This is a genomic window from Archangium sp., assembly GCF_057119385.1.
In genome coordinates this window covers 25,145-38,067 of record NZ_DBNGVP010000011.1, presented here as the reverse complement: position 1 = coordinate 38,067, position 12,923 = coordinate 25,145, and the positions used below count along the sequence as shown (strand labels likewise).

Here is a 12,923-nt window from a genome sequence, read left to right as displayed (position 1 = left end):
AACGCCAAGAAGGTGCGCATCCCCTGGATGAACGACCGCCTCGTCCTCTACTCGCTCGACGCCCCGCTCCCAGAGAGCCCGGAACCGTCAAGTGCTCCCTCGACGGCCCCATCGGACGTTCGGTGCTCGTCCGTAGGCGAACGAGTCCAGGGCCACGGAGTTGATGCGCATCGCCCGTCGTTTCTACCCGTCGGGCTTTCCTTCTTGGGAAGACGACCCCGATGAGCCTGTGCTGGCCTATCAACGGACGCCTGGGCATCAACGATGGGAAGCCGCGTGGGGCGAGGCCCTGCGGTGGACGCATTGGGCGTCCCTCATGGATGCTCTCCGAACGACGCGGTTCCTCCGGTCCTATGAGACCTCCACCCAGCCGAAGGTCTCTTTCGAGATCGAGCCGACCCGCTGGACCAAGCTCTACGAAGACAAGATGGCTCACCACATCGAGCGGGTGTTTGGCTATCAGCTATTCCCGCTCGACTTGGTCGACGTGCCATTACCTGACCTCCGTGTCGGCGACTTCTCCGAGATGCTCACTCTCCTTGGCGCTCTCGTTGCGGATCGGAACGGTTTGGTGAACCTTCCTTGAGGAGGTGCGGGGGCGTTAAGGTACTCCAGTGAGTTCATCGATTCCGGGCCCCTCCGGGGAGGTGACAAGGTCCAGCAGAGCTTGTTCTCACAGGGTGGCCCTTGGACGTTGCTTGCAAACGGCTGCGAGTTCTCGCACTCGTGTCACGAGCGGTTCTCCATGCTCCGCATAGGTCAGGAGTTCAAGTGGAAGCCCCTGGAGACGAGCACGCATGCGGTCGCGCTCGGCCTCGCGCACAAGCACATAGTGCGGACCCCCGGCTCCTCGGAATGTCTCCTCGAGCCAGCGGAGCTGATTGCCGAAGGTCGTATCCTCGAAGCTGAATCCAACGAAGAGCAGCGTGTGCGATGCGAGCAGGACACGCAGTGAGGTGAGAGCGGCCTCATAGTGAGCGCCCCCCGCATCATTCGCTGAATAGAGTCGGCTATATCCGTCGGGCGTGAGAATCAGGTTCGCCGCGTTTGCGATCGTGCCATGCAGATGCCAAATCGTCGGGTAGTCGAGGTCATCGCGCACTAGCCTCACCAACTCGGCGGGTGCCTCAATGTCCCATGCGCGCAGGTCATCCCGCTCGGGGCACGTCCAGTGCAGGACGCGGTCATAGTTTGTCGTGACCACGAGCTTGCTGCCGAACTCCCAGATGGCGCGCGGTAACGCGAGGCTCTCCTCCAGCGCGCGGTTGCGGGGCGGATCGAATATTTCGCCGAGCACTTTGTACCAGTTGGGGCCAAGGCCCTCTCGCGCGGCGCGGGCGGCATCGAGGTAGTTTGGTACCTTCTTCGACAGTGCGCCTCGCACCGCCATGGCGTCGCCTGTGAGCCCGTCCTCGTCCAACCACTTCGCCACCAGTTCGAGCAGAGTCCCCCAACTCGGGAAGAGGCGCGCACCCGGCCGTGTTGCGTCCATCACTGCCATCGACGCACCCGCACCGACGAAGGGGATGACGCGCTTGGCTGTGAGCGCCGCACGCAGGGCCGCAGGAATGAGTAGCGTCGTCGGTACGGCGGTGGGCAGAGGTGAGGCGCTCTGTGCGGTCACAGGCGCTGCTACGGTCGGGCTGGGCGTTGACGGAGGACTTGAGGGGGGCACCGCTACACGGATCGAGAGCTGCGTTACAGCGGCGGACGAGGACACTGCGACCGGCGAGGTCGTGGACATGCCGGGTACCGTCGGTTTCCGGTCGGTCTGAGGCTCTGTCGCGGGAATGGTCGTGGACGAGAGGGGTTCCCTGTCGATGACCGCTTTGACAGCCTCGAAGAAGAGCCGGGCTCGTGAGTCGAAGGGGACGCGAATCGCGGCCTTGTGGTTGGAGGTGACGCCTCGGACGCGAGCCTCGGCCCCTTTAGGTCCAGGCCAGATCCCCTCAGCCAGGAAAACTTCGACCCGACCGCAGCTTTCGCACGTTCGTGCAGCCACGACCGGAGCAAGGCACAGCGGAGCACGGCCTGGGATGAGGAGGTAGCACCAGTCGCGCGCCAGACGTGCCTTGATGCTTTCGTGGCCGATAGGAAAATGTTCGGTGGCTCCCTGGTGGCCGTAGAGAGCATAACGAACGCTGTCATCATCTGACTCGAGCGACTCAATCTCGGCCACGCTGACGAGCCGTGCGTGCTTGAGCGGCTCAAGGAGCTTGAGGAACTCATCGAGCAGCTTCCCAAACACCTCTTCCTGTTCGCGATACGCATCGTCGGACAGCGTGATGCCCTGGCCGATGAGCCGGTCCCTCTCGTGGACGGCTTCACGTACCCGCTCCGACAGAGAGGAGCGGTGGCCATCATTTCGCACCAAGCTCCGCAGCGCACTCCTCACGGTCTCATTCGATTGCTTGGGAAGAAGTGCAGCGAGCTGGATGGCCAGCTCCTCCCAGGTGTTCAGCGCGAGCGGTCGGCCAGTATGGTTGGCGATCAGGCCCGCAGCTTTGTCGCGTGCCTCGGCATGCTCGCCCTCGCGCAGCAAAGCGAGCTCCAGGGCCACTACGAAGCGCAGCGACGACTCCAACGCATCCACGATGGCCTTGAAGCGGGTGAACGCCGTGCGCTGGGCAAGGACGAGCGCACGCGGCGCTGCCAGGGGAAATGGCAGATCCGAACGCGCATCCTGCAGGACCGCGCGCCCCGCATCATCCAGGAGCTGGACCGCGAGACGATCAAGGCCGCGCTCTCCCGTGGCCACGACGGAGTCCGGGGGGAGGACTGCCGTACGCAGTGCGCGAGTCAGTCTTCCACTGACAGCATCCGGAACAGGCCGCGCTGCCCAAGCGGTCCTGACCGCATCGATGACGCTACGGGCTCGATTTTCATGCCCGCTTACTTCGAGAGCCGCGAGGATGTAGCGGTCTCGCCAACTCCCCAGTAGATCCGCAGGGCCAATGGCTTTTTCGATCTCCTGCTCCAACTCGAAAGTCCACGCCTCGAAGCCTGATGAGCCCAGGAGATCGATGATGGTGCGCTCGTCGGCTACCTCGAAGGCGAGCACGGGACCCGGAGGGGACCTGTCGAGGTTGCGTCGCACAAGTGCCATCCCGTCGATTGGGCGACGGGGTTCACGCACCAGCCGGACTGGTCCCGTGGTCGCATCCGCCGAGCCCGATTTCAGCGAGGCGGGAGGGCTTGAGTTCGGGGTGAGCGTGGCAACAACCCGGTTACGTCCACTCTTCTTGGCTATGTAGAGATTGGCGTCCGCAACCTTGATGAGTTGCAGGGGCTCTACCATGTCCGGGGTCATGCTCGCCATCCCCAGCGATACGGTGACTGGCACTTCCTGATTATCGAAGACGAACTGCTTCTTCTCGATCGTCTGGCGGATTTTCTCTGCAGAGATGCGGACCCTGTCCACTCCGTCCTCAGGCACCACTAGCGCGAACTCTTCGCCGCCATAGCGCGCGAAGCACTGCTCTGTGCGCACCATCCGCTTGATGGTCTGCGCCAGCTCGCGTAGCACGTAGTCTCCTGCCAGGGGCCCGTGCACATCGTTGATCTTCTTGAAGAAGTCGATGTCGAACATCATCAGCGTCAGGGGACGCGCGAAGCGGTGGCACCTCCCCATCTCCCTCTCCAGGTACTCGAGGAAGTATCGCTTGTTATTCACCCCGGTGAGCCCGTCCTGGATGGTCAGCGTGTAGATGGTCTCGTGATACTGAAGCTCCACGTTGTCGCCCGTGAGAAACTTGAAGACGGAGCCGCCCACCTTGATGAGGTCCCTGCTGTGCAGCGGCGTCTCCTGCGTCACCTCTTGGTCATTGAGGTAGGTGCCGTTGGTGGAGCCCAGATCCGCCAAGAGCATCCGCCCCTGCCTGCGGATGAGCTTGGCGTGCCTGCGCGACACATTGTTGAGGTTCACCACGACGTGGTTGCCCTCTTCACGTCCAATGGTGAGTTCGTTCTCCTGGAGCGTGTACTTTTTGCCTAGCTCCGGCCCGTGGATCTGAACGATGCAGCATTCCGCGTCGACTGGGGACGCTAAATCCTTGAGCGAGGAGACCCTGGAGACCCAGGTGTCAACGCGGGGGTCGTCAAAATATTCTTGGCGCGAGGAACTCTGTGCAGTGCTGCTTGCCTCCCCTTCGCTGGACTGCCGTTGCATAGGGGGTGCTACAAGTTTGGCTTCAGCGACGCGCTGGAACTCATTTGTCGCAGCTTTCGCTCTCGAATTGGGGGGAGCGGTTCGGTTGTGGAGCGTCGCATTCTTGAAATCAAGCTTCGTCGGCGGCCCCGCAATGGCCTCACCTAGGGCCTCCTCCATCACTTCTTGTGCAGGGGAGTGGGGCTGCTGATCTCCGGCAGTCATCTCCCTGGTTTCGTCCTCTGCTGCTTTGTTCTCTGGTTCCGCCATTCGCGGCCATTATGCCTGCTCCGTAAGGGGTGAAGAAGGGATCCCGTTTATCCGGTGTGCCACACCCGGTGTTTGGCGCTGGGGCGGGTAGAGTGCTAAACGGGGTTATCAGTTTTAGGCGTTGCGCGAGGCGCGTTGAGACGGCACCTCCACCACGGAATCCCCTGCGATGGCGAAGAGGCGCTCGCCCGCGCGGGGGCGGATGTCCATGCCCCCGGTGAAGGCACTGAAGGCGGGCAGCACGCCCACGTCCGTGCCCAGGTGGAAGCACGGCAGGCGCAGCCGGTCCGCCCCACTGCTCAGCCGCACCGTGGGGTGGAGGTGGCCCGCCCAGACGTAGTGCCCTCGCGCGGGCTCCGGGTGGTGCGCGAAGCGGAAGGGGCCCTCGTCCAGGTGTGGCTCCAGCAGCTCCATCCGCCACGCGGCGGGCAGGGCGTCCAGGTGCCGGTCGTGGTTGCCTCGCACCAGCACCATCTCCACGTCGTGGCCCGTGCGCCAGTCCGCCACGCGCCGCACCACCTCGGGCGTGAGGCCCCGGCGCGAGTGGACCAGGTCCCCCACCAGCAGCAGCCGGCGCGCCCCCGTGGCATGCAAGGCCGCGGAGAGCCGCGCGAGATCGTCCTCCAGCACCTCGGGGGGCAGGGGAATGCCGTGCTGGTGGAAGCTCTCCGGCTTGCCCCAGTGCAGGTCCGCCACCGCCAGCACGCCGCCCTCCGGCCAGTACAGGGCGCGCTCGGGGCGCAGCTCCACCTCGGTGCCGCCTAGGCGGACAGGGAGTCCTCTCGCAGCCATCGCTCCTTCATTCGCTCCACCCTCTCCGCCAGTGACTCGTTGGAAACGGTGGCGCCGATGCGCTCGACGACGAGCGGGAAGCCCAGCGGCGTCGGCCGTGGGACGTGGACGCACTCCAGCGGCGTGCCCTCCAGGCGCTCCAGTGTGCTCACCAGCCGCACCTGCTCGAAGTGTTGCTCCAATACCTCGCGCCGCGCCTGGGCGAGCAGCAGGTGGTCCGGCTCGTAGCGCGCGAAGACGTCATAGAGCAGGCCCGCGCTCGCCTGCACCTGGCGCGTGGACTTGCGCGCTCCGGGCAGCCCCGGCAGCACCAGCCCGGCCACGCGCGCCACGTCGCGGAATTGCCGCCGCGCCAGCTCGCCCAGGTTGACGCTCTCGAGGATGTCCTCCACCAGCCGCTCGCGGGTGAAGAGCGCGGGACGCAGCGCCTCCTCGAAGGGAAAGGGCGAGGACGTGAGCAACTCCAGGCCGTAGTCGTTCACCGCGAGGCTGAAGGTCGCCTTCTGCAATCGCGTGAGGCGCAGCGCGAGCAGCGCGGCGAGGCCCTCGTGCACCAGCCGGCCCTCGAAGGGGTAGAGGAAGAGGTGGTGGCCCTCGCGGGTCTGGCACAGCTCCGCCAGGCAGGCGTCGCGCGAGGGCAGCCGGGACAGGCGTGCCTGCGCCTCCAGCACGGGCCGGGCCGCTTCGAGCTCGGCGTTATCGAAATGCCCGTGGCGCACGGCGTGGAAGGTCCTGCGCACGGCGGTGGCGAGCGAGCCGGAGAGGGGCAGCCGTCCACCGCTCCAGCGGGGCGTGGCCGAGGCGCGCTCCTTCGCGGCCCTCACGTAGGCGGTGAGGTCCTTCATGAGGCGGAACTCGAGCCGCTTGCCGGCGAAGAGGAAGGTGTCGCCGGGGCGCAGGCGGCTCACGAAGGACTCCTCCACGGTGCCGAGCCGGGCGCCCTTCAGGTAGCGCAGCTCCACGGAGGCGTTGGAGGCGATGGTGCCCACGTTGAGGCGGTGGAGCCGGGCCACGCGCGTGTCCGCCACCACGTACCGGTCCTCCAGCCGCTGGACACGGCGGAACTGCGGGTAGGCGCGCAGGGTGGGGCCGCCCTCCGTCACCAGCACGAGGGTCCGGTCGAAGTCCTCCTCGGAGAGCTGCTGGTAGGCGAGCGTGTCCCGCACCTCGGCGAGCAGGGCGTCGCGGGTGAAGCCTCCACCGAGCGCGCAGGTGACGAGGTGCTGGGCGAGCACATCCAACGGCTGGCGGAGGGGCGCGCGGGGCTCCACCTCTCCGTGGGCGAGCGCCTCGCGAGCGGCGCTCATCTCCACCAGTTCGAGGGCGTGGGTGGGGACGAAGAGGAGCTGCGCGGTGGCACCGGGGCGGTGGGCGCTGCGGCCGGCGCGCTGGAGGGTCCGGGCGATGCCCTTGGGGCTGGCCACCTGCACCACGCGCTCCACGGGGCCGAAGTCCACCCCGAGGTCCAGCGAGGAGGTGGCGACGACGAGTCGCACGCTGCCGTCCTTGAGCCCACCCTCCACGCGCTCGCGGGCCTCACGGTCGATGGAGCCGTGGTGGAGGGCCAGGATGTCCTCCCACTCGGGGTGGAGGAAGCGGAGGCCCTCGTACCAGCGCTCGGCCTGGGAGCGGGTGTTGGTGAAGAGGAGGGTGGAGCGCTCGGGGTCGAGCCAGTCCGCCACCTTGCGCAACATGGAGAAGCCGAGGTGGCCGGCCCACGGGAAGGCATCGACGGAGTCGGGCAGGAGGGTCTCGACGCGGACGGGGCGGTCGAGCCCGGCGCGGATGAAGGCGGGCGTGACGTGGGGGCCCACGGCGGCGCGAGCGGCCTCGTCGAGATTGGCCAGGGTGGCGGACAGGGCCCAGGTGCGCAGGGCGGGAGAGAAGCGGCGCAGCCGGGCGAGGGCGAGCTCCACCTGGGTGCCACGCTTGGAGCCGAGCAGCTCGTGCCACTCGTCGACGATGACGCAGCGCAGGGAGGCGAAGAGCTCGTGCGCGCGCTCGTTGCACAGCAGGAGCGAGAGGGACTCGGGCGTGGTGATGAGGACTTCGGGGAGCCGCTCGCGTTGACGGCGTCGCACGGACGAGGAGGTATCTCCGGTGCGGCTCTCCACGGTGATGTCGGCGTCGAGCGCGGACAGGGGCGCGTTCAGCGCGAGCTCGATGTCCCGGGAGACGGCGCGCAGCGGGGTGACGTAGAGGATCTGCAGCCCCTTCTGCCGATGCCGGGCGACCTCGGCGAGCGGCCCGATATAGGCGGCATAGGTCTTCCCGGCGCCGGTGGGGACATGGATGAGCCCACTCTGTCCCCGTGCGTACGCCGCCCAGGCCTCGAGCTGAAAGGGAAACGGTGTCCACCCCTGCGCCCTGAACCAGGAGAGCAATTCCTCTCCCTCGCCCTCCGGGAGAGGGGACGGGGGTGAGGGTGCCACGAGGACCCGGGTTGAGCCACGAGGACCCGTGCTGCTCCGTGAGCGCCTACGCGGGGGCATGGAGCAGCTCCTTGAGACGCTCGAGCGAGTCCGCGTCACGCGGGGTCTTGTCCGAGCGCCAGCGGGCAATCCGGGGGAACCGCAAGGCAATCCCCGACTTGTGGCGGGGCGAAGCGGCGATGCCCTCGAAGTGGAGCTCGAAGACCTGGAGGGGCTCGACGGAGCGGACGGGGCCGAACTTCTCGCGGGTATGCGCGCGGATCCACCGGTCGAGCCGGGCGATCTCCTCGTCGGTCAGACCCGAGTACGCCTTGGCGATGGGCAACAGCTCCTCGCCATTCCACACGGCGAACGTGTAGTCCGTGTACAGCGAGGCCCGCCGCCCGTGGCCGGGATGCGCGTAGAGCAGGATGGCATCGACGGTGAAGGGATCGATCTTCCACTTCCACCAGTCCCCGCGCTTGCGGCCGTGCTGGTAGGGGGACTCGAGGCGCTTGATCATGAAGCCCTCGACGTTCCGCGAGCGGGACTCATGCCGGGCCTCGGCGAGGGACTCCCACGTGGGGGCGGTGATGACGGGGGACACGGGGAACATCGGCCGGTCGCGCAGCAGTGTCTCCAGACGTGCGCGGCGCTCACGCAGAGGCAGCTCGCGGAGGTCCTGTCCGTCCTGCTCGAGCAGGTCGTACGCCATGAAGGCGGCGGGAGCCTCGGCGAGCACCTTGGCGGTGAGCTTCTGGCGTCCGATGCGGCGCTGGAGGCGGCTGAAGGGGAGGGGCTGCCCCTCGGCGTAGGCGAGCACCTCGCCATCGAGCACGGTGCCATCGGGGAGGCTGGCGGCGGCCTCGGCGATCTCCGGGAAGCGCTCGGTGATGAGCTCCTCGCCGCGGCTCCACAGGTAGACGCCACCCTGGCGGCGGATGAGCTGGCCGCGGATGCCATCCCACTTCCACTCGACGAGCCAGGCATCGCGCTCACCCAGCTGCGCCGGAGGCTGCTCCAGGGGGCTGGCGAGGTAGAACGGATAGGGGCGCGAGCGGTCCCCATCGGAGACATCCGGGGCGATGAGCTGCTCGAAGAAGGCGCGCGAGGGGGCCCAGGTGCCCATGAGCCGGTGGGACACGGCGGCCGGAGGCAATCCGGCGTGCTGGGCGAGGGCGCGGACCACGAGCGTGTCGGAGACGCCGACGCGCAGCTCGCCGGTGAGCATCTTGTTGAAGAGGAACAGCTCGCGGCGGGGGAGCACGTGCCACCAGCCGGTGACGCGCTCGCGCTGCTCGGGGAGGGAGAGCCCGGCGAGGGGCAGCAGGCGCTCCTCCAACCAGCGGGACAGGGGCAGCTCCTCGGTGGCGGTGGGGCGCTCGGTCTGGTCGAGCAGGAGGGCGATGACCTCGGCGAGGTCGCCGACGACGGCGTACGTCTCGTCGAAGAGCCACTCGGGGGTGTCGGTCAGCTCGCGGACCCACTGGCGCAGGGCCTTCGAGGGGATGAGGCGCTTGAGGCGGCGGCCGGTGAGGAAGAACAGGCCCCACGCGGCGTCCTCGGGGGGCGTGTCACGGAAGTAGGTGACCAGGGCCTCCACCTTGGCGTTGGTGGAGGTGGTGGCGTCGAGCGCCTCGTAGAGATCCGCGAGCCGGTGCACGGGTCAGTCCTCCGTCTCGCCCTTCGAGCCGTCCATTGACCTTTCTTGATAACGAGCAGGGGGTGGTGTGGCCAGGAGGGGAGCAGGGAAACAGGGCCCTCTCTGCTCGGCTATGCTCCGGCCGATGACAGCCTCATCGAAGGGCGGCAAGCGCCAGACGTGACTGACCCGGGAGACAGGATTCGAAGTGGGCCTCCAGGCCTGTCGCAGGCGACGCGTGCCATGGCAGTACTGTGGGCGGTACTGCTTGCGGGGTGCGCGGCCTCGCGACCGGCAGTGAGACCGGAGGCACTCGCCCCAGTCCCCGCCGTGTGGCTGCTCGACGTAGAGGATGCCCCGGTCGCCTTGCTGGAAGTCTCCCGCCTCACCCCGGGAGACAGGGTGGAGGTGAAGTCGCAAGGGCCAGAGCTCCAAGTCTCCCTGCGTTTCGCCCACGGAGTACGGGTGACACCGCTGGTGGGAAGAATGCAGCTCGTGCGGCGGGAGGAGCATCGGCTCGCGAATCCACACACGGGAGGCATGGCCATCTGGGGTGGAGGGCATCCGAGGTCCGCCAGGAAGGGAGAGCGCTAGCATGGAAGTTCGTTGGAGGGACTACATCTGGAGAGGACCTCGTCCTGTCGTCGGGCAGGATGAGGTTGAAAAGCTCGAATCGGCCTGGGGGGTGCGCCTGCCAGCGGATTACAGGAGCATTGTCCACCTGTGTCACGGCATGGCTCCAGAGCCCAATGTCTTTGATATGGGGGAAGGCGCCAACGTCTTCAACAATCTGCTGACTCTCACCTCGGGCAAGCACGAAAGCGCGTATGCCATCTCCACGACGTATGAGCTCATCAAACCCTACGTCCCACCGGGTATCTATCCGTTCGGCACGACACCAGGAGGGGAGTACTTGTGCTTCGACTATCGAGATGCTCCACCTGGGCAACCGGGTGTCGTCCTGGTGACGACCGAGATGGAAATCTACCATGTCGCCCACAGCTTCAGCGAACTCCTGGAGGGACTGCACGAAGTGCGCGATTGACTGGACCGGGCTCGAGCCATCTCCTGTCGGAAGCAGTACCTGTAACTCGCTACCAGACGATGTGTGAGCGCCGGAGTCCTCAGTCCTCCGTCTCGCCCTCGAAGGGGGTGGAGAGCGGTGCGGCGTCGAGGCCCAGGTTCTCGCGCAGGTAGCGCGCGAGCGTGTCGCTGGAGCCGTGGGTGACGAGGATGCGCGAGGCTCCCGTCTCCTTCGCGGTGCGCAGCAGTCCCGGCCAGTCCGCGTGGTCCGAGAGCACGAAGCCCCGGTCATAGCCCCGGCGCCGCCGGTTGCCGCGCACCCGCATCCACCCCGAGGCGAAACCCGTCTCGTGCTCGCCGAAGCGGCGCATCCACGTGGAGCCCGCGGCACTCGGGGGCGCCAGCACCAGCGCTCCCGCGTACGACGTTCCCTTCTCCACCTCGGACACCGGGCGCGTGGGCAGCATCCGCACGCCGGCCTCGCGGTAGCACTCCACCAGCGCGTGCGTGGCGCCGTGCACCAGCACCTCTCGTTCCGTGAGCCGGGCCAGCTCGGCGAGCAGCCGCTGCGCCTTGCCCAGCGCGTAGCAGAAGAGCACCGAGGCCTTGCCCGCCTCGCGGTTGCCGTCCCACCAGCGCAGCACCTCCTGGGCGACGAGCCGCGTGTCGTCCCAGCGGTAGATGGGCAGGGCGAACGTGGCCTCGGTGATGAAGGTGTCACAGCGCACGGGCTCGAAGGGCAGGCACGTCGGGTCCGGGTCCCGCTTGTAATCCCCGGACACCACCCACACTTCGCCCCGGTGCTCGATGCGGATCTGCGCGCTGCCCAGCACGTGGCCCGCCGGGTGGAAGCTGACCGTTACCTCACCGAGGTTCAGCCGCTCGCCGTAGCCGAGTGTGGAGATGTTCGCCTCCGCTCCCAGGCGCTTGCGCAGCAGGCCCACGGAGGGGCTCGCGCCGAGGTAGCGCTGGCTCCCCCAACGGGCGTGGTCCCCGTGCGCGTGGGTGATGAGGGCGCGCGCCACGGGCCGCCAGGGGTCGATGTGAAAGTCCCCCCGCGGGCAGTAGAGCCCATCGGGGGTCACCGTCACGAGGGGTTGCCTGTCGAGTCCGGGGGAGACGTTCATCCAATCTCTGGGATAACGCTCCCGGGGCCGTGCGGCGACGGGACGTGCTGGAATACCGAGGCCTCCTCACCTGCCTGCTCTCCGGGCGGAAGAGAGTCCCGTATAAGCAGGTTGGATCCACGAACGGTGTGAGGTGACGGTGTCGCGAGCAGGTGTCGAGCAGAGCCATCCCGGCGAGCGGGCCTCATCCCGGAGGCTCAACAAGGGCTACGCCTACCGGGAGCAGTTGGGGCCTCGGGTGCGGGGACTGAGCACGCTCTCCTATTTGATCGCCGCGTACCAGCACTCCCCGGAGGCGGTGTGGCGGGAGCGGCTCGCCCGGGGCGAGGTCCTGTTGGAGGAGCACCCCGCGACGGGCGAGGAGCTCCTCCGGCCCGGCCAGTGGCTCGTCTGGAACCGGCCTCCCTGGGAGGAGCAGGAGGCGCCACGCGACTATTCGCTCGTGCACGAGGACGAGGCCATCCTCGGCGTCCTCAAGCCGAGCGGACTGCCGATGATGCCGGGCGGGAACTTCCTCCTCAACACCCTGCTGGGCGTCGTCCGGGAGCGTTTCCCGGAGGCGAGCCCCCTGCACCGGCTGGGACGAGGCACCTCGGGGATCGTTCTCTTCGCTCGTACCCACGACGCGGCGGCGAAGCTGTCACGCGCCTGGCGCGAGCACGAGGTGGACAAACGCTACCGGGCGCTCTCGAGCGGCGTGGCCACCGAGGATCGCTATGACATCACGGCACCCATTGGCCTGGTGGCGCATCCGCGGCTGGGCATGACCCATGGGGCGACTCCAGGTGGCAAGGCGTCCCGGAGTCTGGCGCGCGTGCTCGAGCGGCGCACGGCGAGCACCCTCTTCGAGGTCGACATCCTGACGGGCCGGCCCCAGCAGATCCGCATCCACCTGGCCGCCATCGGTCATCCGCTCGAAGGCGATCCCCTCTACGCCGCGGGGGGCGTGCCTCATGCCGGGCAGCCGGGCCTGCCCGGAGATCTCGGCTACCTGCTCCACGCGGAGCGCTTGTGTTTCGTGCATCCGCTCTCGGGGGAGCGCCTGGAACTGCGCGCCCCCGTGCCGCGCGAGCTGCGAGGGGAGGGCGAAGGCCCACTCCCCGCCTGAGCGCCCCCTCGGTTACTCGTCCTTGGGCTCATCCCGCTTGGGCATACCGCGTCCGCCGTGCTTGTCGAACTCGTCGGACAGGCCCCGCTCCAGGCTCGTGTCATTCCAGGGCACGCCCACCTCGGAGCGCTGGCCCCCGTTCTGTTCGGTCACGTCGTTCAAGTGCTCGGCCCGCCCCTCGGCGGGGACCCGGTCACCGTGCTCCTCGGGGTCCTTCTGCTTGTTGGGGTCCACGGGGATGCCCATGGGTCGCTCGAGCCATTCCTTCTTGTCCATGGCGTCGCTCCAATCGTGAGTGTCCGCGCCACGTGTTCCGGAAATGGACACGCGTCGTCCTCTCATCGTGTGCATCGCGAGACACCGGGTAGGGCTGCCCTCCTCGCGCTCCGTGGAATGGCTGGAG

9 protein-coding genes and 1 pseudogene are annotated in these 12,923 nt (G+C 67.5%); 4 read left to right on the top strand and 6 right to left on the bottom strand.

The window, feature by feature from the left end:
• Window positions 1–163 precede the first annotated feature (163 nt).
• On the top strand, window positions 164–586 hold the full coding sequence (locus AC16DP_RS03255; protein WP_329730818.1) for a hypothetical protein: 423 nt from the start codon (window positions 164–166) through the stop codon (window positions 584–586).
• A gap of 87 nt (window positions 587–673) precedes the next feature.
• Here AC16DP_RS03255 and AC16DP_RS03250 read toward each other — a convergent pair whose 3' ends face one another.
• The 4 genes from AC16DP_RS03250 to AC16DP_RS03235 form a co-directional block, all read right to left on the bottom strand.
• Complete coding sequence (locus tag AC16DP_RS03250) at window positions 674–4,417, bottom strand: diguanylate cyclase (protein WP_329730819.1); 3,744 nt, start codon at window positions 4,415–4,417, stop codon at window positions 674–676.
• A gap of 114 nt (window positions 4,418–4,531) precedes the next feature.
• Window positions 4,532–5,209 carry a ligase-associated DNA damage response endonuclease PdeM gene (pdeM, locus tag AC16DP_RS03245; RefSeq protein ID WP_329730820.1) on the bottom strand — a complete coding sequence of 226 codons (678 nt, stop codon included), beginning with the start codon at window positions 5,207–5,209 and terminating at the stop codon, window positions 4,532–4,534.
• Window positions 5,179–7,770 (bottom strand): ligase-associated DNA damage response DEXH box helicase, encoded by a 2,592-nt coding sequence (locus AC16DP_RS03240; protein WP_329730821.1) that lies wholly within the window; start codon window positions 7,768–7,770, stop codon window positions 5,179–5,181. Before AC16DP_RS03240 ends, pdeM begins: the two co-directional genes overlap by 31 nt.
• Window positions 7,688–9,283, bottom strand: coding sequence for an ATP-dependent DNA ligase (locus AC16DP_RS03235; protein WP_329730822.1), 1,596 nt, complete (start codon window positions 9,281–9,283; stop codon window positions 7,688–7,690). Before AC16DP_RS03235 ends, AC16DP_RS03240 begins: the two co-directional genes overlap by 83 nt.
• A gap of 456 nt (window positions 9,284–9,739) precedes the next feature.
• On the opposite strand from AC16DP_RS03235, the pseudogene AC16DP_RS03230 reads away from it, so the two are divergent.
• Together AC16DP_RS03230 and AC16DP_RS03225 are read left to right on the top strand one after the other, a co-directional pair.
• Window positions 9,740–9,856, top strand: a pseudogene (locus AC16DP_RS03230) (HNH endonuclease); the annotation flags it as partial.
• A 1-nt stretch (window position 9,857) separates the two neighbouring features.
• A complete protein-coding gene (locus AC16DP_RS03225) occupies window positions 9,858–10,307 on the top strand; it encodes an SMI1/KNR4 family protein (RefSeq protein ID WP_329730823.1) in 450 nt (149 codons plus the stop codon).
• 79 nt (window positions 10,308–10,386) lie between these two features.
• Here AC16DP_RS03225 and AC16DP_RS03220 read toward each other — a convergent pair whose 3' ends face one another.
• Window positions 10,387–11,412 (bottom strand): ligase-associated DNA damage response exonuclease, encoded by a 1,026-nt coding sequence (locus AC16DP_RS03220; RefSeq protein ID WP_329730824.1) that lies wholly within the window; start codon window positions 11,410–11,412, stop codon window positions 10,387–10,389.
• A 139-nt stretch (window positions 11,413–11,551) separates the two neighbouring features.
• Here AC16DP_RS03220 and AC16DP_RS03215 point away from each other — a divergent pair, with 139 nt between their 5' ends.
• Window positions 11,552–12,520, top strand: coding sequence for an RluA family pseudouridine synthase (locus AC16DP_RS03215; RefSeq protein ID WP_329730825.1), 969 nt, complete (start codon window positions 11,552–11,554; stop codon window positions 12,518–12,520).
• Window positions 12,521–12,532: 12 nt separating this feature from the next.
• Here the strand turns inward: AC16DP_RS03215 and AC16DP_RS03210 are convergent, their stop codons facing one another.
• Window positions 12,533–12,796 carry a hypothetical protein gene (locus AC16DP_RS03210; RefSeq protein WP_329730826.1) on the bottom strand — a complete coding sequence of 88 codons (264 nt, stop codon included), beginning with the start codon at window positions 12,794–12,796 and terminating at the stop codon, window positions 12,533–12,535.
• Window positions 12,797–12,923: the final 127 nt, after the last annotated feature.